The 20,411-nt window shown below is 56.1% G+C and carries 20 protein-coding genes and 3 pseudogenes; 12 read left to right on the plus strand and 11 right to left on the minus strand.

The genetic code is table 11. The features are described 5' to 3' along the window. Positions 1-58 precede the first annotated feature (58 nt). Positions 59-325, minus strand: coding sequence for a WGR domain-containing protein (locus tag PR017_RS22835; protein ID WP_240539181.1), 267 nt, complete (start codon positions 323-325; stop codon positions 59-61). 247 nt (positions 326-572) lie between these two features. Between PR017_RS22835 and PR017_RS22845 the strand changes: the two genes are divergently transcribed. Both PR017_RS22845 and PR017_RS22850 read left to right on the plus strand, forming a co-directional pair. Continuing rightward, positions 573-785 (plus strand): hypothetical protein, encoded by a 213-nt coding sequence (locus PR017_RS22845; RefSeq protein ID WP_240539180.1) that lies wholly within the window; start codon positions 573-575, stop codon positions 783-785. 2 nt (positions 786-787) lie between these two features. After that, complete coding sequence (locus tag PR017_RS22850; protein WP_111223085.1) at positions 788-1,366, plus strand: Fic/DOC family protein; 579 nt, start codon at positions 788-790, stop codon at positions 1,364-1,366. Positions 1,367-1,665: 299 nt separating this feature from the next. On the opposite strand, the gene PR017_RS22855 is transcribed toward PR017_RS22850, so the two are convergent. After that, positions 1,666-2,208, minus strand: coding sequence for a hypothetical protein (locus PR017_RS22855; RefSeq protein ID WP_240539179.1), 543 nt, complete (start codon positions 2,206-2,208; stop codon positions 1,666-1,668). Positions 2,209-2,712: 504 nt separating this feature from the next. Here PR017_RS22855 and PR017_RS22860 point away from each other — a divergent pair. After that, complete coding sequence (locus tag PR017_RS22860; protein ID WP_111223083.1) at positions 2,713-3,237, plus strand: putative pterin-binding protein; 525 nt, start codon at positions 2,713-2,715, stop codon at positions 3,235-3,237. Between the two features lie 161 nt (positions 3,238-3,398). Beyond that, a complete protein-coding gene (locus PR017_RS22865) occupies positions 3,399-4,934 on the plus strand; it encodes a hybrid sensor histidine kinase/response regulator (protein WP_161959402.1) in 1,536 nt (511 codons plus the stop codon). Here PR017_RS22865 and PR017_RS22870 read toward each other — a convergent pair. Beyond that, positions 4,921-5,787, minus strand: a complete 867-nt coding sequence (locus tag PR017_RS22870; protein WP_111223081.1) for a helix-turn-helix domain-containing protein — start codon at positions 5,785-5,787, stop codon at positions 4,921-4,923. The two genes, PR017_RS22865 and PR017_RS22870, sit on opposite strands and share 14 nt — an antisense overlap. 297 nt (positions 5,788-6,084) lie before the next feature. Between PR017_RS22870 and PR017_RS22875 the strand changes: the two genes are divergently transcribed. Further along, complete coding sequence (locus PR017_RS22875) at positions 6,085-6,366, plus strand: hypothetical protein (protein ID WP_111223080.1); 282 nt, start codon at positions 6,085-6,087, stop codon at positions 6,364-6,366. An 85-nt stretch (positions 6,367-6,451) separates the two neighbouring features. Here PR017_RS22875 and repC read toward each other — a convergent pair whose 3' ends face one another. The 3 genes from repC to PR017_RS22890 all read right to left on the minus strand — a co-directional run bounded on the left by repC (position 6,452) and on the right by PR017_RS22890 (position 9,660). After that, on the minus strand, positions 6,452-7,867 hold the full coding sequence (gene repC, locus PR017_RS22880; protein ID WP_240539178.1) for a plasmid replication protein RepC: 1,416 nt from the start codon (positions 7,865-7,867) through the stop codon (positions 6,452-6,454). 273 nt (positions 7,868-8,140) lie between these two features. Beyond that, entirely contained in the window at positions 8,141-8,776 is a 636-nt protein-coding gene (locus PR017_RS22885) for a hypothetical protein (RefSeq protein WP_111223092.1), read from the minus strand. Positions 8,777-9,213: 437 nt separating this feature from the next. Further along, entirely contained in the window at positions 9,214-9,660 is a 447-nt protein-coding gene (locus tag PR017_RS22890; protein WP_111223078.1) for a hypothetical protein, read from the minus strand. A gap of 295 nt (positions 9,661-9,955) precedes the next feature. On the opposite strand from PR017_RS22890, the gene PR017_RS22895 reads away from it, so the two are divergent. Then, positions 9,956-10,588 carry a CatB-related O-acetyltransferase gene (locus tag PR017_RS22895; RefSeq protein WP_111223091.1) on the plus strand — a complete coding sequence of 211 codons (633 nt, stop codon included), beginning with the start codon at positions 9,956-9,958 and terminating at the stop codon, positions 10,586-10,588. A gap of 61 nt (positions 10,589-10,649) precedes the next feature. On the opposite strand, the gene PR017_RS28590 is transcribed toward PR017_RS22895, so the two are convergent. Both PR017_RS28590 and PR017_RS22900 read right to left on the minus strand, forming a co-directional pair. Further along, the gene (locus PR017_RS28590; RefSeq protein WP_111223077.1) at positions 10,650-11,102 is read right to left on the minus strand and encodes a 2'-5' RNA ligase family protein; all 453 of its coding nucleotides are present in this window, start codon (positions 11,100-11,102) and stop codon (positions 10,650-10,652) included. A 123-nt stretch (positions 11,103-11,225) separates the two neighbouring features. Then, positions 11,226-11,489 (minus strand): annotated as a pseudogene (locus PR017_RS22900) (ATP-binding protein); the annotation flags it as partial. Between the two features lie 160 nt (positions 11,490-11,649). Here PR017_RS22900 and PR017_RS22905 point away from each other — a divergent pair. From PR017_RS22905 to PR017_RS22915, 3 genes are read left to right on the plus strand one after another with little or no spacing between them, the layout of a single operon-like run. Next, positions 11,650-12,858: a tyrosine-type recombinase/integrase gene (locus tag PR017_RS22905; protein WP_111223095.1), complete on the plus strand. Its 1,209-nt coding sequence runs from the start codon at positions 11,650-11,652 to the stop codon at positions 12,856-12,858. Between the two features lie 11 nt (positions 12,859-12,869). Further along, on the plus strand, positions 12,870-13,847 hold the full coding sequence (locus tag PR017_RS22910) for a tyrosine-type recombinase/integrase (protein ID WP_111223096.1): 978 nt from the start codon (positions 12,870-12,872) through the stop codon (positions 13,845-13,847). After that, positions 13,844-14,875, plus strand: coding sequence for a tyrosine-type recombinase/integrase (locus PR017_RS22915; RefSeq protein ID WP_111223097.1), 1,032 nt, complete (start codon positions 13,844-13,846; stop codon positions 14,873-14,875). The genes PR017_RS22910 and PR017_RS22915 overlap by 4 nt, the downstream gene beginning before the upstream one ends. A 91-nt stretch (positions 14,876-14,966) precedes the next feature. Here the strand turns inward: PR017_RS22915 and PR017_RS22920 are convergent. Both PR017_RS22920 and istA read right to left on the minus strand, forming a co-directional pair. After that, positions 14,967-15,467 (minus strand): annotated as a pseudogene (locus tag PR017_RS22920) (ATP-binding protein); the annotation flags it as partial. Between the two features lie 14 nt (positions 15,468-15,481). Further along, positions 15,482-16,666: pseudogene (gene istA, locus PR017_RS22925) on the minus strand (IS21 family transposase); the annotation flags it as partial. A gap of 413 nt (positions 16,667-17,079) precedes the next feature. Here istA and PR017_RS22930 point away from each other — a divergent pair. The 3 genes from PR017_RS22930 to PR017_RS22940 are packed head-to-tail and all read left to right on the plus strand — an operon-like array spanning position 17,080 to position 19,968. Then, entirely contained in the window at positions 17,080-18,042 is a 963-nt protein-coding gene (locus PR017_RS22930) for a tyrosine-type recombinase/integrase (protein ID WP_278333129.1), read from the plus strand. Further along, entirely contained in the window at positions 18,039-18,983 is a 945-nt protein-coding gene (locus PR017_RS22935) for a tyrosine-type recombinase/integrase (RefSeq protein WP_111218329.1), read from the plus strand. The genes PR017_RS22930 and PR017_RS22935 overlap by 4 nt, the downstream gene beginning before the upstream one ends. Continuing rightward, a complete protein-coding gene (locus PR017_RS22940; protein WP_111218327.1) occupies positions 18,973-19,968 on the plus strand; it encodes a tyrosine-type recombinase/integrase in 996 nt (331 codons plus the stop codon). The genes PR017_RS22935 and PR017_RS22940 overlap by 11 nt, the downstream gene beginning before the upstream one ends. Positions 19,969-20,002: 34 nt before the next feature. Here the strand turns inward: PR017_RS22940 and PR017_RS22945 are convergent, their stop codons facing one another. Continuing rightward, positions 20,003-20,374 (minus strand): hypothetical protein, encoded by a 372-nt coding sequence (locus PR017_RS22945; RefSeq protein ID WP_206423133.1) that lies wholly within the window; start codon positions 20,372-20,374, stop codon positions 20,003-20,005. Positions 20,375-20,411 lie beyond the last annotated feature (37 nt).

A 20,411-nucleotide genomic window follows, 5' to 3' on the forward strand; every position in this document is an offset into this window, starting at 1 on the left:
CACAATCGCATCCCATTCGCTTGCACGCCACTGCGGAAGTGATGCGTGTTGGAGGTGCTTACAATTTAATTCGCGCAGCGAGCCTAGTCTTATACCCCCTGGCTCGCTTTTGCCGGACGATGGCTAGAAACAGCTCCACAGCTTGACTTTCATTCTCGAAGCAATGGATTTTCTGCCGCCCGGTTGATCCGATCCGGCCCCACCGTCGCAACAGCGACGCGTCGCCGAACAATGTTGGCTCTATCGACATTGCATAAAAGCGTGCTTTGTTCTCTGCCTTCTCCGTCCGCTCGATGTAGACGCTGTAGGGTTGGGTGATCATCATGAGGCTAGATTGGCTGGCACAGGCTCCTACGTCCAACGACACTATTGAATCAGACGAACTCCATTGATTCAATTTGTTGATGGTCTGACCGTGGCATCAGCACGCTGCGCGAAGGACCGAAAGTTAGCCACGAGATTGGCCAAGATGGCAAGACAGGGAAATCAAACGCCGAGAACATCCGGCATATCGCACTCGGAGGTCGACGGCATTATCAAATCAGGAAAATGTTGTCCTGGTCCGAAACCTGATGTATTCTCTGGCGATGAAAAAACACTCCACTCTATCCAGTCAGGTTATCCAACCCAGCAAGCTCACCAGCTCACGCGGTGAAAAAATCAGTGCGGTCGAAGGGATGAACCTGTCGCCAAGAATGCGTGCTATTCTCGCACAGTCCCAGGGCAAGAGTGGTGACGAACGTCGTGCGCTGGTCCGGGCGCAATTTACCAAAATCAAAGTCTAAGAGTGGTCTATACGGCCACGCAGGATCCCGCCTGCTATCCCGGCACTACGGTGCTGGTTAACAAGCTCGATCTCGTTGACCAGGACGAACTCGACGAAGCCGAATTAGGCCTGTTTTTAATTCGCGCCGACGAAGATCCACCAGCCGGCCGCCTGGATTATCCCCACTACATGGCGTTGCACCACCATCTATTCCAGGATGTCTATGAATGGGCAGGCCAAGCCCGCACCATCCGGATCGGGAAGGGTAGAAACTGGTTCTGTTATCCCGAATATATCGATCAGGAAATGAGGCGCGCCTTCGGCTCCCTTGAAGGTCATCACTTTCTGTCAGACAAGGAGCCAGCCGAATTTGCCCGCATCGCTGCCAATATCCTCGCCTGGATCAACGCTATTCACCCGTTCCGCGAAGGCAACGGTCGTACCCAGCTCGCGTTCTTGTCACTGCTGGCTGAAAACGCCGGCCTGCCGTTCGACGACGACCAACTCGTCCGTGAACGTGTCATTTCCGCCATGATCGACAGCTTCGATGGTAACGAGGAGCCTCTGCGGCAGCTGATTTTCGATCTGGTCAGCGCCTGACGCATCAAAATAATGCTGGTACTGCCTCTCTGTGCTGTGAGGATCGTTTGAGGGTCTCCGGCATCATCCATCGCAGCGCGTATCGGAATTGCCAAATCCGTTGCTTCCCGTTGCCAGTCAGCAGGCGAGTCCTCGAGTCAGTCAAGTGGTGGGTGAGAGGTGCTTTATCCCCGAGTGTGGCTGACATCCCCGGCGCACCAAATCTTATACCGGGAAAGGGACTCCTGGCCGCTGGGTGTGTATACCTGCCTGCACCCGCAGTGCCATGCATCGCATTAGCCACGATTGGCGGGCGTAGTTTACCATCCAATCTCCCACGGGCGCGGCTTACCGTGAAAGACCACAACACGCGCGTTGTCGGGGGTCGAACCATTGCCACTCTCATCGTCAGCAAGTGCCCGCCTCACCTGCGACTTCCACGAAACAATCTGGCCAGGCAATATATCCTGCCAGCGGTCGGCGGCATTGATCCAACAGTGTTCCAATACCGCCTGGTCGCCACCCTTCCGACAAATCTCCATCCAACGCTCGGGTGAACTGATCCATTCGGACCAAACCGGACGGCGAACTGCTTCCGGCAGATACATGATGGACGATTGCAGTCCCTCTGGACGATAAATGTCGCGCATCAGAGCGAGGCGGCCGACGGAGACGATATCGTCGAGGCGCCCCACTATTGAGGTGTCGAGGTCCATGAAAAGAATGTCTCCGGAGAATTCAGGTCGAAACAACTCCATCTTCGACCACCAGCCCGGCCAATCGTAGGTCAGCGGCAGAGTCTGGACACCCCTGATCCCAATGTCGCAAAGACAGCGAAAGTCGGCATTCGGCAGATGATTCATCACCTGGGCTCGAAGCCGCAAGACGTGGTGGGCGGTGTATTCCCCGCCAGATCTCAGAACGCAAAAGATGGAAGTCACGTCGCGTGGATCCTGTTTACTACCTTCACATCAAGGAAGACGCATGACGCGCCGTCTGGCTGCGGACCATGTAGCGGTGCGACCGGAGGGACTTGATATTTGACCTCCCATTCCATGATAGCTGGCTGGAGATGATGGTCTCCTATCGCCTATCAACCAAAACGCGGCAAAAATTATGCATAAGCGTAATACGTTAATTTCTGCCAATATGTCCTATTTTTAGTCGTATGATTCCAAATACGGGATATATCCGAGCGTATCAAGCTCAAATCACAACACAGATGAATAAAATTTAGGTATGGAATTTGGGAGATTTGGCAGCTATCACCCGATCTCGACCCAGCCTTACTATAGCTCGTGATTTGCATGATATTTTTGAAATTGCCCTCAACCTGCCGCCGAGAGAGCTGCATAGAACCGAAGAGAATGTCTAAGGCGACGATGTCTGCCGTTTTGGCGACGGTTGGCTTGATGCTGAATATACCTGCGGCAGGTGCGACCGCTCTGACCGCCAACGGATGCAAAAAAGGCGTCTTCCTGACGATCAGCGGCAGGATTGGCAAAATTACAAACAATATCGACAAAACCTATGAATTGTCAGAGCGTGAATTTCTTGCCTTGCCGACATCCACTGTAACGACATCAACACCCTGGACCCCCAAAAGCGAGTTTGTCGGGCCCTTATTCAGCGATTTGCTCCAAGTAGTCGCGGCGAAGGGAAATAAGATGCGCCTCATGGCGCTCGATAATTTCAGCGTCGAAGTAGATGGTGATTTCCTTGCCAGGTATGGCACTATACTGGCCACCACCAAGGACGGAGTACGCATGACTGTGAGAGATTTCGGGCCGATCTTCGTCATGTTTCCTCGTGATCGCTTTAGGACGGAGTTGGACACACCGGTCAGGGCATCCAACATGGTCTGGCAATTATGCGGGATCGAGGTGGAATGAGGTCTCTTCATCTGGCGTGGTTCGGTTTCCCAGCAGCGATCGTCGCGGTATGCATCGGCATAGTCGCTTCTCACTGGAGCATACTGAGAACCGAATACATGCCGTGGTCCGACATCAGCACCCGGAACCCAATATATTTCTACTGGCCGACAGCGCAAGTCATGAGGGAGCTTGAAACCGTCAGGCTAGATTTGAAGTCAATTGCCGACGGATCTGGCGTCGACCCGGAAGGGCTATCATTTCACATCGACGTCCTCATATCCGGCATCGATATCATCGTACGGCCGTCTGAACTAAACGACGGATACAAGCGCATCTCGGGATTTTCACGCGATGGCCCGCTTCTAGTGGAGTTCGCGACAAACGTTCTGCCTTCGATTAAGCCGGGAATATCGGCATCGGCTACTAAAGCATTGATGCCAACGTTTGAGGATGTGGGCAATCTTTTGCTGAGATTGTCCACGGAAGCCTGGGACCAAGACAGCCGGTTAAAGGAAAAGTCCCTCGAAACCATCCGGACCGCAAATTCGATTATTCTCGTTATCGCCGCACTGCTGGCTTGCGCCGTTTTGTCCTCTCTCATCACCTCAATATTCTACTGGCGGGCGATCTTGGCAAAGACGCGCGCGGCAGAGGCAGCGGAAGCCGCTGTCGAGGACAAGATGAGCTTCCTCGCAATGATCAGCCACGAGCTTCGAACACCGCTTCAGGTTATCGTCTCGGCGTTGGATGTTCTCGACAGACCTCAAGACGGCAGAACCCGGAACGAAACGACTGCGCGCATTCGTCGGGCGGCAAACAGCCTGACTATCCAGCTTCGTGACATGCTGACGCTAGCCCGTGCCCAAACTGGTTATATCGAGCTGCAGCCGGCCGTATTTGAGATACGGGAACTCGTTCGAGGGGTAGTCGGGGATTATCAGGCCGCTGCAACAGCCAAGCACCTCGAGTTGCGGATAAACTTTCCCGATGAGGCCTATTTCGTCGTGGCCGACAGTGAGCGCATCGCACAACTGCTGCATAACCTCATATCAAATGCAGTTAAATACACGCCGTCCGGCTATGTTCAGGTTGATCTCGCCCCTTTCGACAAGAAGGTAGGCAAGCTGATATTGCGATTGATGGATACCGGGCCTGGATTGCCACCAACAGTCCTTGAGAGCAACCTCTATGCAAAGGGACTGCTGAGCCTTGGCGGCGGGAGAGGGATCGGTCTGTCGGTTGTCCAGACTTTGTTGCGACAGCTCGGTGCATGCATGGCAATCAAAGGCCTGCCGGGTGGCGGCACGGGCTTCGATCTGGAAATACCTGCCGTGGAAGCGTCTGAACATTCCAACGAGGCATCTGAGACCCAGAAACGGGTTCTGATTGTCGACGATCATCCTGACGTTTTGAAAGGGCTTTCAAGCGTATTTGAAGACCATGGTTTCTCGGCCAACACTGCCGCTTCCGGCATGGTGGCATTAAATTTTTTTGCCGCACACAGTTATTCAATTATCTTGATCGATCTCGACATGCCGGTCATGACAGGATGTGAGCTGGCATCGCATATTCGCAAGTTAGATCCGAACCGTCGGACCAGATTGGTCGCAATAACAGCGGCAAGACATCGCCCCCAGCATGACCTGTCACTGTTCGACGCCGCATTGGATAAACCGGTACGTGACCAGCAGTTGCTGGCGATCATGCACTCTTGAAACTGGCATTCAAGGCGGCGACAAGAATCGGCATACTCGCAGGCTTCGTGAAGAATTTCAGATCGTGCCGCGCCAGAGCCGCGGCTATATTTGCTTCATCGGCATTGCCTGTCCTGATCTGCCCCGTCAATATGATGATTGGGCAGCGGGCGTTACGCGTGCGAATTTTTTCGACCAACTCGAGCACCGTCTGGCGGCGTGCATCACGCTCGATGATCCAATCAAGCACATAGGCGTCGAACCCGCTCTGATCGCACAAATCTTGAGGGTCGTTGAAAGCCACCGCATCAAGACCTGACGTCTCCATATAGCGGACAATTGTTTCTGCGGTGTCGACGTGATCGTCGAGAACCGCCACCCGACGACGTGAGTTGGTCGGCTCGATCAACAGACGCGTCACAGCGTGTGCCGGTATAGTCGATTTGGCATCTGATGGCATGACGCGCCACGCACCATCGATCTCGGTTGCGATCAGAGTGCCTGGAGGCACCTGCCCCACAGCATTTCCCAATCGGATCCGGCAGGGCACGATGTGACTGTTGATAACAATCGAAGCGTCAATCAGTGCGTCTGTGGTGTCGAGACTGATGAGCTCTTCCAATGTTTCCCCGAAGTGCGCGGCAATTTGTGTCAATTCCTCCAAGGAGCAGGAAGCGTTCATAGTCAGGCGGCGATTGGCGGCTGAATAGGACAGCCCTAGAATTTCTGAAACTGTAACCGCATGGCGATATTTTGGAATGCCGTGACGAACCAACAGGGCGGCAATACACCGCGCGGCAAGACCGGGCTCGCCGTCGAGCCCATCTGAGCGTTTTTCGGTAACATCTATATCATTCGAGACATTTTCGCTCATATGCAACTATTCCACTCTTGCGAACGCGTGCTTCACGGATATATATATGTAGCACAACGCAATGCCATTACTTTCGGATGTTGGAGCGCATTTGTTCAACCCGTGGGGACGGGATCCTGGCGGTCTCAAGACAGCATTTAAATCAACTGGCGCGCAGGCGAAGTGGGCCAGACGTTGACGTCTTGTCCGGCAATCACAGCTCTCTAGTCCTGGACCGTTCGACGGCCACCACAAATCGGCGATCACCCCGGCTGCTTTGCCTCAGCCTATCAATGACGACGAAGGAAATGAGTTCGAATGGAAGACGCCGGTAACAACATCGTCGTGAGTGTTCCCCATGTCGGTTTGGGCAAGCACAGCGCGCGGGGCTTTGCGCTCGATCAATTTGCTAGACAGCAGGGCTATCAATCATTTGCAGAATGGTCGGTTCACTGCTTCGATCAGGCGTTGCAGATCTCTGGTGAAGTCCGTGAAAGCGACTCTATCAACGTCACCATTCCCTCAGACGAACCGGCGGGGATACTGCTCAAAACATTTGGCTACGAGGTCGTTCTCCGGCTTCAAAAGGCAGAGAGCTAAGAGTAGGCCTTTCATCTGGCCTACAAAGCGATCCCGGCGAATTTGCGTACGATCCGCCTCGAGTCGCGGGAACGCCTCGCGGCTCTTACGAATGTACCCTCCGCCCTGCTGCGGCCATCCCGAAGAGCGATCGGCTTAATCTGAGTGTCCCCCGCCTGCTCCGCTTGACCAGTTCCCGCAGATATCCACCCGCATTGGAAACCGAGCCATTCGCACTTCGTTCAGCGGTCAGTGCCAGCGCCACGATCGCGAGATCTTGCCCAAGCGCGCCTACCGCCTCCTGATAGACTAACGGATTGACGTGACAAAGGCGGCAAAGTAGCCCGCCTGACGAACGGAACACCGCCCAATGGCTGAACACTTCGGGCACCATCTCCGATAGTTGCAAAAATGCCGACCGCAAGAGCGGCAATGAAACGCAGACGATGTCGTCATCCCGGCCCACCGGCCGCCTTCCTTGCTCTATTAGCGCCGCTGCTTCCGAAGGGTTTTCCTCAAAAGCCTTCGCGCCAATGTCGCCGGCCTCACTGATGCGGTTCGCGTCGGAGCAATTCCTCAGCTCACTACAAGATTCAGAATCTAGAGTTTCGGCTGTAGTTTGTAGGGGCCGAAATTTCACCAGCACGGTGTTAGCATCTCGGCTCTGATAGAGAGCCTCCAGGAGCTCGGACGCTTCAATGCGCAGGGCCTCGAGCGCGCCCACGACCTCGATCAATTCCGGGGATCCCTGGGCGCGACGCTCGCGTAGTCGGTCACGGCGGGCCAACAGCAAATTCCACGTCTCGTTCAGCGATCCCAATTCCCGTCTCGCCGCCTCGACGATTGCCGCAATGGACCGCCTGAGCGACGTGCGCCGATAAGAAAGAACCTTGCACTGCCTTGCTTCAAACTCCGCCGCATCCGCGAGATCGAGCAATTCGCGGTAACGAGCAGCAATTGGCGATAAATTGATACCATAGGCCTCGACGATATGGCCGTCCTCACCGCGCCGGCCGCGCCGTTGATATGTCGGATGGTCCGAGTAACAAATCAGACCGACGTCGACCAAACCAGCAAGGTGATATTTCAGCGTCGATATCTTGATGCCGAGGCGTCGGGCCAACAATTCATTTGACGGCCAGACGACAGGGTCTATGCCAATGTCGGACCAATCCACCGCCTTGGTGAAAGCAAACAACTGGTCGATCAGGGCAATCTTTGCGGCTTTCAACCCTATTGCCGATGCAAAGCGCTTGGCCACCTGCAGGGCCTGTGTTCGCGACGGATGGCTCTTGCTGCACCCACTTGCTTTAGCCGTTCGGTAAGCCGTGAGGATGCGTTCTGTCTTGATGCTGGCGACACTCACCCGCCGGTGTGTACGTTCATGATGTGATTTGGGCGTGCTTATCATTAGCGTCCTCTTCCAAGGACACGGCAGCAGAAATCCGCTCGCCAAATGGCGCCGATGCTTGACAACAATAGGGTTTTTGGAGATGATCTCGTCATTCTTGCGGGTGATCAACCCCGTATCCAAGCATTGAGCTTTGACGGATCGACCTTGAAAGCGGCAACTTTCGAGGTCGTTTTCGTTTTGCCGTGCGCTATCCTTTCACCTGATTAATCGATTCGCCAAGGGACCGGCTGATCTCATAAATCGTTGATATTGAAGCCTTTCAATTTAAGCGGCTTAGGCAACCCGCTTAAATGAGCAATATAACAAACGATGCGGTGAATACAAGCGCGTGACGTCTCTCCCACAGTCGATGGGTAAGCACAGCGATCTTGAAAAATATTCTCAGGGAGGCGTGATGTCGTCGATCGCTTGTCCCGTCACCTCGACGTGAGCGGCGTGCAAGGCTTTAAGTGCGTCCTGACGGATACTGAAGATCTTCGCAGCCTTGCCTTTTCGAACCGACGAGGCACTCCTAACGTCAATGACGCCCCTCTCCTTCATCGTCTTCGCAAGTCCAGTAATCTGCGAGACGTGGTTATCCGAGCAATTGGCAATCGAACTGGCGGTAGGCTTTCGGCCGGCGGCAATCTCTGCCGCTACCGCTGCCAGGAAGCCGACCTGTCGCAAACGCGTAGATCCTGTATCACCAGGGAAACGCGATGCCAGCACGACATAAAATAGCTTGTGAAGATTGTCGGCTGAGACGGCCTCGACGCTGCTCACGGTTTCAGCAGACTCAGCCCGCGGTTGGTCGGAAACGGCGGGTTTGTCCTGCGCCCGTCCCTCAGACGCCGCAATCTGCGCGACAACCAGCTTCCCCAGGACGAGAGGCATTCGCTCCTCAACCTCCGCCGCGAAGCGCATAACCCATTCGTGGGCGTCCCGGGGAAGGAATACTCGAGATTCGGTCAGGTGTTCACCGAGCGATTTAGCCCACCAGGCCCGACGATAGGCGTTGTATTTTTCGCGTGATGTCATGCTGATCTTGAAGCCAGGAGCCAAGCCAATTGGAAGGGAGGGAGCGAATATTCGCTCCTCGAATCATATAGGTTGACCATGCGGGCCGCAAGACAACAGCTTTCGCGAGAAATCGCGGGGCCGAACCATGCCAACTGACCTGCTCAAGCCCATCTACCTAATCACCAGTATCTTTATCCATTGGACTGTAGAAGCTCGGGTCTATCGAATACGTCTTGGTTCTGCACGGAGCGGCGTGGCCCTATCTGTGTGGCTTTTCTACGGAAACCAACTCGAAAAGCTATTGCGAGCAGAACGATCCCGCATCCAAGTCCCAGAAGTACAGCAGCGAATGTTTCCACGACATTGCCCTTTGTCAGTTGGACGATGACTGATGCTGCACGTCAGCAAGTAGTTTCCGACGAGGCATGACCGCGCTGCTGAAAGCCCCTATCATCCTAAGTCGACGACTGCTTTAACACGGCGTCGCCACGTTCTCCACTGAGGTGGCTTTGAAGCGACGACTGAAAACGCGAAAGGTCCCCGTAAGTTACAGAAAACTCGGCGCTGAATTTATTCCGCTCTTGCTCAATCTGCATGGTTTCCCGTGCGGATGTAGCCAAGAGGACCTTCACACTCAACAATCCTCTCAGGCCAATCGGAACGATTTGGAGGCTGAGATGTACATGATCAATCGAGTCATCTTCGAAGAAGCCTCCCTCTAATAACGCTGGGGCGTCGCCTTGGCCTATTGGATATGCCCCAGGGGACATCTCGAATTTACGAAGTTCGGCAAGGCTAAACCATGCAGCGCTTTTTCCGGAGAAGTCTCCGCTTTGGACGACAGCGGTCAATTCACCATGATGATCGTCGTCTGGTTTGTATTGGACTGTGATCTTCTGCACGGCACCCCCAAAAACGGTCTATCACCTGAACGATAGACTTTTTGACACGACTGGCGGGCCGAGTGTCTATGGCCGCTTCGGCCCGAAATCGGACATAAGACTTTGACAACATCGCGCCAGAAGTGGTCATTGAGGTCAATATAATCGGAACGTCTCATTAAAACTATTCATGGAAGCGATGAAGCCAGAAGGCTGGATTTGGCCGCTTGGCAGCGATATCGTTGATCGGCTCAGCTTGTCCATCGCGCCGAGACCTCCCCGTTGCGCGGCAATCGGCCCTTCGAAAAGGTTCTCCATGTCGCTACTTGATGCGGACGCAATCCACCCAATCACTCTGCCTGACGGCAGAGTCTACTCAGACACGGTTTACCTGAGGAACGTCATTGACCACCCGCGTATTGAGGTCGGCAACTTCAGCTATTTCACGCATTCTGGAAAACCGGAAGAAACGGCACAGATACTGGCACCCTATCTCGGTCACGCATGTCGCGAGCGGCTGGTGATTGGCAAATTTGTGCAGATTGCTCGGGGCAGCTATTGCATAACCAGTTCGGCCAATCATCCAATGACTGGTTTCACGACATATCCATTTCGGGTCTTCAAGCCCGAGACATTTGGCTACAAGGACCTGCCTGTCAGAGATACGGTCGTCGGCCATGACGTATGGATTGGCCACGACGCAGCAATCATGCCCGGCGTGAGCATTGGTGCGGGCGCAATCGTGGCCGCAAGCTCGGTCGTTACTCGCGACGTGCCGCCGTATGCAATGGTCGGTGGCAATCCGGCCGCCGTCATTAAAATGCGTTATCCGGCGGACGTTATAAGCGACCTCCTCGAAATTGCCTGGTGGGATTGGCCGATCGAGAAGATTGAAGTGAATTTGACATCCTTGAGCAATGGTGACCTAGCCGCTCTCAAGATCGCTTAGCGCCGGGCCGCGTCCGCTTTGGGCTGACACCGCGCTTGGCAGAAGCGCCAAGAGCGGCCATTCAAAGTAGCCGAAGCTCTTCGTGAACCACGACTGGCGGGAATCGCACAAAATCCGCCAAATCGAACTCGACTGTGAACGCGAGCCTCCGGGTCTTTGCCCACTCAATAGCGGCCGGTTTGGCAGACAGCGGTACTTTGGTTGCGAGGGAGCAGTGGGGAACCCATTGGCCGACGCGATAGTGTTCGTGACAAGTAAGCGGGTCTAAATGGTCGTGCAACCTCTCGTGAAGGCGCGATAACACTTGGTCCGGGCGCGGTTTTGCCCATAGAACCATAGGGTCGTTATCGAAATATTTCACGGCGTCTAAGGTAATTGACAACTTTTCTTGCGTTGAAAACACCGCCGTCATGATCGTGCTTATATCGACAGGCCATTGAGTTAGAACTGCAAACGTCAGATGGGGCGGGTACCCTAATTCCTGCATGGTGCGTATTCCGATGATGCCGGCCATCTATTCCGACGCGAAGCCGGCCACCCATTCCGAATTCATTCCGGCCACGATTCCGGCGTGAAGCCGGTCATCTCAAGCTGAACTCTGGGTCTTTGCAATGAATGGATCCTGATTGTCGCGCCGTCATGCCTGGGTTGTTTCCGCGGCGGTAACGGAGCGTTGCTTTCGCATGCTCTCCCCGGACAACTCGATGCGGTATGCATTGTGCACGAGGCGGTCCAGGACGGCATCGGCGATGGTCGGATTGCCAATCATGTCGTACCAGTGTTCGACGGGGACTTGGCTGGTGACGATGGTGGAACGCTTCTCATATCTGTCCTCGACGATCTCCAAGAGGTCGCGCCTTTGCTCGTCATTGAGCTTCTCCGGCCCCCAGTCATCGAGTAATGTGTAGCACAACATTACTTGATTAACGTTCACTGCGCAGAGATGTGGAGTTGATACCGCATGAGCCCGCAACTGCGCACCATTCCAACGATACCACTCCACATAACTGAATCATCGTCCGCCTAGATTGACCGCTCCCCAAACCCAACAGGAGAGCGCCATGCTAAAGGTTTTATTCCCGAAGTCTTGCCATTACCAATATTCGCGCTTCGGCGCGGAGCTTGAATTGTTTGCCCGGTGGTTGCTCGCAGTAGGGTATCTCCCTGGTGCTGCGGCACGCCGTCATGTCCGCCGATTGAAGCGCATCCTCGAGGCCACAGCGGCCCTTGAGTGTGGCCAGTTTATACGCGAAGCCGAATTGGAAGAAGCGTTAGCCCTCGTTCCTGGCGCTCTGCGCGACGCTTCCACTGAGCGGGCATATCGCCGCTTCCTAGAGGCAGAAAGACGGCTTGAAGAAACAAAGCCGAAAGGGCCTCTGGAGCACTTGCTGCTACGATATCGAGAATATCTTCGAGACGTAAGGGGGTTAGCACCAGCGACGATTGGCCAGCATCTGGCAACGATCGAGGTTTTTCTGTCCTTGTCGGCTGGACCAGCACAGGACCTTTCCGCACTGACATCAGAGCACGTCGAAAACTTCATCCATACCTTGAGCCGCAGAGTGCTGCGCCAAACGCTCCAGCATAAAGTCGCCCATCTGCGCGCTTTTTTGCGCTTTTGCGGCGATCGTGGTGAGACTGCGCGAGGGCTTGAGCGCATCGATACGCCCAGAACCTATCGTGGAGAATTGCCGCCTCGTGCCCTTGGTTGGGAGGTGATCGAAAAATTGCTGGCCTCGGTCGCCAGGACTGATTATCTCGGCCGACGTGACCATGCGATCCTCCACCTCATGGCCTATTACGGTCTGCGGCCTTCTGAGATTGCAGCGCTGACGCTAGACGCGGTCAATTGGAAGGGACGTACTCTGCGCGTAGAACAGCGCAAGACTCGTTCCACCCTGGTTCTTCCTTTGGCTGACCAGACCCTTGAAATCCTCGACAGATATCTTGCCGAAGGGCGTCCCTGCGGTACGGTGACGGACGTCCTGTTCCCGAAAGCGCGTAGTCCTGTGGGAGCCCTGACGAGCTGGGGGATATGCGACATCTTCACTAAACGGGCACGGCAAAGCGGCCTACCGCTCGATGGTGTCTCATCATATGCATTGCGACATTCGTTTGCCATGCGATTGCTAGGCCGAGGCGTCGGGGTAAAAACGATCGGTGACCTGCTCGGGCACCACAGCCTTGAGAGCACTTGTGTTTATCTTCGCATCGAGACGGACATGCTGCGTACGGTGGCTCTGCCAGTACCTGGCACTGCTGCTCATTGAGGAGAATGGCAATGTTCACAACCATCTCTCCGACACCCCTCGATCAGCCGATTGTGGCATGGCTTGCCCATCAGCGTGCTCTTGGCCGCCGCTATTACCCGGAGGAAAGGGTTCTAGTGACCTTGCGTGAATTTATCAGCCGCACCCCGGGACAGGATCTTGACCGTGCAAGCTTTGATCGATGGTGTGCCGCATTCCCTCATCTGGCAAGCAATACCTTGCGTTATCGCCAACGCGTTGTCCGCATGTTCTGCCTTTATCGGCGGCGCAAGGAGCCGGGCTGCTTTGTCCCCGATCCCTTGTACTTCGCGCGGCCCCGGCCGTACCGGCGTCCCGTTATTGTGGAGCCCGGGCAAATAGCCAGAATGCTGACCGCCGCTAACAATATGCCCGTCGCTTCTGGATCGCCGCTGCGGCCTGCGGTTTATAGGATGGCCGTCATTCTGCTGTACACGACCGGGATGCGTCGCGGCGAATTGTTGCGCCTTACGCTGGCAGACTGTGAGCCTGAAAGTGGAGTGTTACGGGTTCGGGAGTCCAAGTTCCACAAATCAAGAATATTGCCGCTGTCGCCCGACGCACATACCGAATTGTGTAGCTACCTTCGAAAACGTCTCGCCCCGCCGTTCAGCAGGGATCCCGACACGCCACTTCTTATCAACACGGAAGGCGGTCTTCGTTCCTATACTGGCACTGGGATCAGTGGCGGAATCCATGCCCTGTTCAAGGCCGCAAATGTTGAGGATAGCGAGGGCCGACGGCCCCGCATTCACGATCTGCGTCACAGCTTTGCAGTCGGGGCGCTCATCCGTTGGTATCTGGACGGCGCCGATGTGCAATCGAATTTGCCGAAGCTGGCTCTCTACATGGGTCACGTTAGCATCGCGTCGACGGCATGTTATCTGCACTTCCTTCCGAAGCTGAGGGCGATCGCCAGCGACCGCTTTGAAGAGGCTTTCGGCGGTCTCGTCAGCGAGGTCGTGGCATGAAGAAGCATCAATCCACGGCATTGGGACGAAGCATGGCACGCTTCTTTCAAGAATATCTTCCCGCTCTCCGCGGCATGAGCCATCATACGATCCGGAGCTATCGCGACACGATGGTCCTGTTCCTGCGATTTGCAGCTGCAGAGACCAAGGGATCCGTCGAAAGCATCGACGTCTCCGACATCAATGCCGACAGGATCGGTAGCTTTCTCACGTCGCTTGAGGTCGAGCGTGGCAACAGCATTGCGACCCGCAATGCAAGGCTGGCGGCGATGCATACCTTTGCGCGGTTCCTGATCTCAGAGCATCCCGAACATATGGATAACCTGCAAATGGTGTTGACACTTCCCTTCAAAAGGGGCGCGCGGGTGGCACCTGTCGAATATCTCGAAGAGCCAGAAATCAAGAGCGTCCTGGCGTGTATCGACCGCCGCACGCCTTCAGGACGGCGGGATTACGCACTGTTCTCGCTGATGTTCAATACGGGTGCACGAGTTCAGGAAATTCTGAACCTTCGCATTTGTGACCTTCGTCTGGTATCGCCCTGCCAGGTGCGCCTGCATGGCAAAGGCAACAAGGTTCGCCTCTGCCCGATCTGGCGAAACACGGCCCAGCTTCTTCAGGAATTGATCAACACGCAGCATCCGCCCTCGGATAATCCCGCCGAGCAACGAGTCTTTCTCAACGACCGCGGCACACCGCTGACCCGGTTCGGTGTTCGATACTTGCTGCGCAAATATGTTGATATGGCCGCGCGGGAAGAGTCCACTCTGGCCGAAAAAAGCATCCATCCCCACTCGCTGCGGCACACAACGGCCATCCACCTTCTCAAGGCGGGCGTTGACATTGCCACCATCAGCCAGTGGCTCGGCCACTCGGGCCTGAACGTAACGATGCGCTACGCGCGAGCCGATATCGATATGAAGCGGCAAGCGCTCGAACAGGTCTTTCCGGACGTGATGTCATCTACAAAAAATCAGACGATCATTGCTTATGATGGCGGGATGTTAGGCTGGCTGCGCCGCTTATAGCAGCTCAGTTATGTGGAGTGGTATCGTCGGAAAGGTGCGCAGTTGCGGGCTCATGCGGTATCAACTCCACATCTCTGCGCAGTGCACATTAATCAAGAATGAGCAGGTCGGTTCTCGCCAAAGCCTTTAAAACCTTTGGATATCGGCCGTCAGCACGCGCCAAAGCCAGGGTCGCGAAGAGCCTCGGAAGCCTATGATAGGCGACAGCGAAGTCCTCGCGGCATGCCTTGTGCCCAAGAGCGCAAGACAACCAGCTCTTGCCGACGCCCGCAGGTCCGATCATCAGTATGCTATGGCGCTGCCGGATCCAGTCGCATCCGGCGAGCTTCAGGAAGAGATTGCGATCGAGGCCACGGGTGGCGCGAAAGTCGATGTTCTCAAGCTGGGCATCATGGCGGAGGTTTGCGGCCCGAGCCCTTGCCTCGAAGCGCTTCTGGCGGCGTGCGGTGGTCTCTCGCTCAAGAAGAAGCGCGAGCCACTCTCCGTGCTCGAGGTGCCTGACTTCCGGCTGCGTGTCGAGTTCTTGATAGGCGCTTGCCATGCCGGAAAGGCCGAGATCGCGCAGCATGTCGATGGTGGGATTGGTCAGCATGATGGAATGTCTCCTCAATGAAAGTAACCGGGACCGCGCAAATTGGCGTGTTCCATAACGGCGGCAGGTTCGGTGGAAGGCTTTTTGCCCTTGTAGGTGGCGATGAGTGAGGCGATGGTCTTGCTGTTCAAGCCGCCGATATCGACAGCGCGTGCTGAAACGGCCTCGGCGCGGTCATGACCGATATCGCGATAGAGGCGCAGAATCCCCAAGCATGTTCTAAAGCCCTGTTCCGGATGCGGACGGCTGGCGAGAATGGCGATGATAAGTCCTTCCGTCTGCGGCCCAATGGATGCGCCCCATCGTCGGAAGCGCTCCGGTGTCCATTCCGCATATCGGCGGTGCGAACTCGGCATATGCGCCGGGTCTGTTCCGTAGCGCGGACCACCATAGCGGCGCTGATGCACAGCGACGCGTTTGCCTCGGTGGAAGATCTCGATCATCCGTGCGGTGGCGCGGATATCGACTTGGCTCCGGATGAGGCCGTGCGGGACCGAATAGAAGTAGCTCTGGAACTCAACGTGATAATCCGTCGACACCCGCGCCAAGCGCCATTCTGCGAACTCGTAGTGCTCGGCAGGTAGACCAGCGAGTGCTGCCCGTTCGACCGTCTCAAAGAGGTTCCGACGACTGACGCCCAACCGGCGCATAACGTGATTGTTGATGCGCTCCAGCATCTGAGCAATCGCGGCATTGGCTTCAGTGAGCGAGAAGAATGTCTGTTTGCGAAGGCGGCCGAGAATACAACTCTGGGCGAACTTTACGCCATTCTCGACCTTGGCTTTGTCCTTCGGGCGTCGCGGACGTGCTGGCAGGACGCCAACACCATAATGAGCAGCCATCACCCCGTAGCTGCGGTTGATCTCCGGATCGTAGAAGCTGGCGCGGTTGACGCCGGACTTCAGATTATCGGGCACGATCAGCCGGGGCACACCGTCGAAGAAGGTGAACATGCGGACGTGTGACCCAATCCAGTCCGGCAGGGTCTGTGTCCATGTTGCCTCGGCGTAGGTGTAGCTCGACGCGCCGAGCACGCCGAGGAACAGTTCCGCCTCGCGGATCTCACCCGTCTTGCGATCAACGATCGGCACCTTCTTGCCGGAATAATCCACGAAGACTTTGTCGCCGGCAACGTGTTCCTGGCGCATCGTCGGTGAAAGGCACTTCTCAAAGCCACGGAACAGCTCGCAAAAACGGCTAATATGTTTCGCATAACATATTAGCCGTTATGTTGCGGCCAAATTTATGTAGTGGAAGGCCTCTCTTGCTCAAGCGCCTCGGTGTCGTGGGGGGCTTGACGCAACATAACTCGATGACTGGGTAGCAAGCTTTCCAATGGAGGTTTGCTATGGATCATACGACTGATGCCGGCCGCTCGGCGGCCCACTATCATGATGACGCGCCGTTTGCCGAAGAGCGGAACCGTTATCTTCGCCACTGCGCGGAACGCGGTGCCACTCACGCTTCTCTCAAAATCAAACGCAACGAGCTGTTGTGGATTGCCCCGCGCCTCGGTCCGAATGCTCCTTCGGAGGGCATCGACATCGAGGTCCTCCGACAGATTGCGATTGAGAGGCAACAGGCGCACGGAGCGCTCACGGCCGCCCGAAGAGTGGTCGATATCGGACGTCCTTGGCTTCGATTTCTTGGTTGGTGGCGAGAACCGAGTACCGGATTCGAGTATCAGGGGCAACTCGAAGAGTATGTGAGATGGATGCGCGATGAGCGCGGCTTCACACCATCGACGCTTGAGCAATGGATCCGTGTGATCGGCAGGTTCCTGCGCTGGTGCGATCAGACGAACCGGCAACTCGGAGATCTTCAGGCGGTCGACATCGACGCTTATTTTGTGTCCCAGGCAACGGGACGATGGTCCCGTGTGTCGGTCGCCACCACTGCTTCTGCTCTGCGGGTATTTCTGCGCTATGCCGGAAAGCGGGGATTATGCGCAAACAACCTGGCCGGATCGATCGATCGTCCCCGGCTTTACCGAGAGGAGTCGCTGCCGTACGCCCCGAACTGGTCAGACGTGCAGCGCATGTTGGCCGATGCCGACACCGACAAGCCGCGGGACATTCGCGATCGTGCAATCCTGCTGCTGCTTGCGGTCTATGGAATGCGGAGCGGCGAGATAGTTGCATTGCGCCTCGATCGGATCGACTGGGCCGGTGGGACCCTAGGGCTTTTCCGTCTGAAGCGCCGCCAGCCGCAGATCTATCCTCTCGTTTCGTCTGTTGCTGAGGCGCTTGCCCGCTACATCGACACGGTTCGGCCGTCGTCGTCGCACCCGGAAGTCTTCCTATGCATGCAAGCGCCCCGTCGGCCGTTGAAGGCGGGAAGCATCTATGATGTCGCGAACCGCAGATTTGTCGCGCTTGGAATCGAAGCGGCCCATCGCGGGGGGCACGCACTGCGGCATGCCTGCGCCTCTCGGCTTCTTGCCGAAGGTCTGTCGATAAAGGAGATCGGGGACCATCTGGGGCACCGCAGCGCGGCGACGACCAGTATCTACGCCAAGGTGAACTTGGCAGCCCTTCGCGAGGTTGGTGCATTCGACTTGGGAGCGCTGCAATGATGCTGTCCAATGTTGTCGACGCGTATCTGGCCAAGCAGCGGTCATTGGGCATGCGTTTCGAGTCCGCCGAGGTGCTGTTGCGCAGATTCTGCCGCGTGATGGGCAATCCCGAGATCAGCGAGATTACCCCGGAGGCGGTAGCCGCGTTTCTCCAAGGCAGCGGATCGCTCAGCGCCACCTGGATGCTGCGTTACAGGGTGTTGAGCGGTCTTTACCGCTTCGCCGTCAGCCGCGACTATCCGGCGTTCTCGCCACTGCCGACATCATTGCCGAAGCTGCCGCCGCAACAGACGCCGTACGTCTATTCGACGGAAGAGCTGCGCCGGCTGCTGGACGCGACCTCTATCCTGAAGCTTGGGCACAGTCCTCAGGTGCCGGCAATGTATCGCACCCTTCTCCTGCTGCTTTACGGTAGCGGTATGCGCATCGGCGAGGCGCTTCGCTTGGTCTTGCAAGACGTGGACCTGACCGAGCAGATCATCACTGTCCGCGACACGAAGTTCTTCAAAACGCGTCTCGTGCCGATCGGACCAAAGCTCAACTACGAGCTGTCTGCGCATATCGAACGCCGGCGCCTTCTCCCTTTGCCGCGTGGGGAACAATCACCGTTGTTCACTACGCGCGATGGCCGGCCGTGGCACTACGTGCGGGTTATTTCCTGGTTCCAGCATGTCCGTCGAGCCGCCGGAATCAGTTGCCCTATCGGGGAGCTTCGGCCGCCACGACTGCACGATATTCGTCACACCGCCGCCGTGCACCGGGTGGTCGCCTGGTATCGCTCCGGTCAAGACGTGCAAAGGTTGCTTCCGCAACTCGCAACCTACCTTGGCCATATCGATATACGTTCGACCCAGCGCTATTTGCACATGACGCCCGATCTCCTCGATGCAGCCAGCCAGCGCTTTGCGCAATATGCAATGGGGGCCGACCATGAAGGATGAGAACCTCCTTGGTCCGTGGATCCGTCGTTTCCTGTTGGAGCATCTGGTCGCCGAACGCAATCTTTCCCGCAACACCCAAGCCAGCTACCGCGACACACTTAAACTGCTGTTGCCGTTTGCGAGTGAGAAAGGAAGTTGCGCCATCGAACGTATGACAGTGGAGGAGTTGACGCCGGCAGTCGTCCGCAAATTCCTGGACCATCTAGAACGTGATCGCCGATGCAGCGAGGCAACCCGTAACCAACGGCTGGCGACCATTCATTCGCTGGCACGCTTCGTCGGCATGCGATCACCGGTTCATCTGGCGTGGTGTTCCGAGATAAGGGCAATACCATTCAAAAAGACAGCGAAGGCCGCAATCGGGTATCTCGAGAAGGCCGAGATGGATGCGCTTCTCGGTCAACCTGACAGGCGTACGCCTATCGGCGCGCGTGATCATGCTCTGTTGCTATTCCTGTACAACAGCGGTGCTCGCGCGGATGAGGCCGCAAAATTGACGATTGGCAATCTTCAGTTGGGCACGTCTCCGTCAGTCCGCCTTCACGGCAAAGGAAACAAGACACGAATTTGCCCATTGTGGCCAGCGACGGCGATATCGCTGGCTCGACTCATTGCCGATCGGGATAGGAGCGATGCGGTCTTTCTGGGTCGGACGAAGGAGCCTCTGACGAGGTTCGGAAATCACCGCGTCGTGACGCAATACGCTGCCACGGCGAGCAAAACCGTGCCGACATTGGCCACGAAGCGCATCAGCCCCCATACGATCCGGCACACGACAGCTGTCCATCTCCTGCGAGCAGGCGTCGATATCAACACGATCCGCGCTTGGCTGGGCCATGTGTCGTTGGATACCACGCACATCTACGCCGAGGTGGATCTCGAGATGAAGGCCAAGGCGTTGGAAAAGGTTGATATCAGCGGCTTGAGAAGCACCCCACGGCAGCGATCCCTGCCGTCATTGATGGCATTCCTGAAAGCATTGTAGGCAACTATCTTATGTGACGGCTTGGGCCAAGGAATCACCGAAATCCTTGGCTCATTCCCTGCTGCCGCAACATAAATTTGGCCGCAACATAACGGCTATATCCATACCCATCTGGATGAATGCTGCGGTATTCTTCCCAAAGGATAAGCAGCGTAACGCCTGGCTTCTTCAGCTCTATTGAAAGCGGGCCCCAATCGGGCTCTTGGCGCAATCGCTGGCCCTGCTTGACGCCGGGGTGGACGAAAAGCTTGGCCTCAAGGACATCGTCTGTCAGGTCGCTGGCGAGCGGCCAACTCAGCCCTGCCATCGCAGCCCGCTTCAAATTGTCCTGCACGGTGCTGCGAGCAATGCCAAGTATGACCGCGATCTCGCGGCTACTCGTCCCGCTACCCGCAAGCCGCAGCATTTATCGAATGTGTCGCACGGTCAGCTTTCTTTTTGCA

This window comes from Rhizobium tumorigenes, assembly GCF_003240565.2.
Classification (GTDB): Bacteria; Pseudomonadota; Alphaproteobacteria; order Rhizobiales; family Rhizobiaceae; genus Rhizobium; species Rhizobium tumorigenes.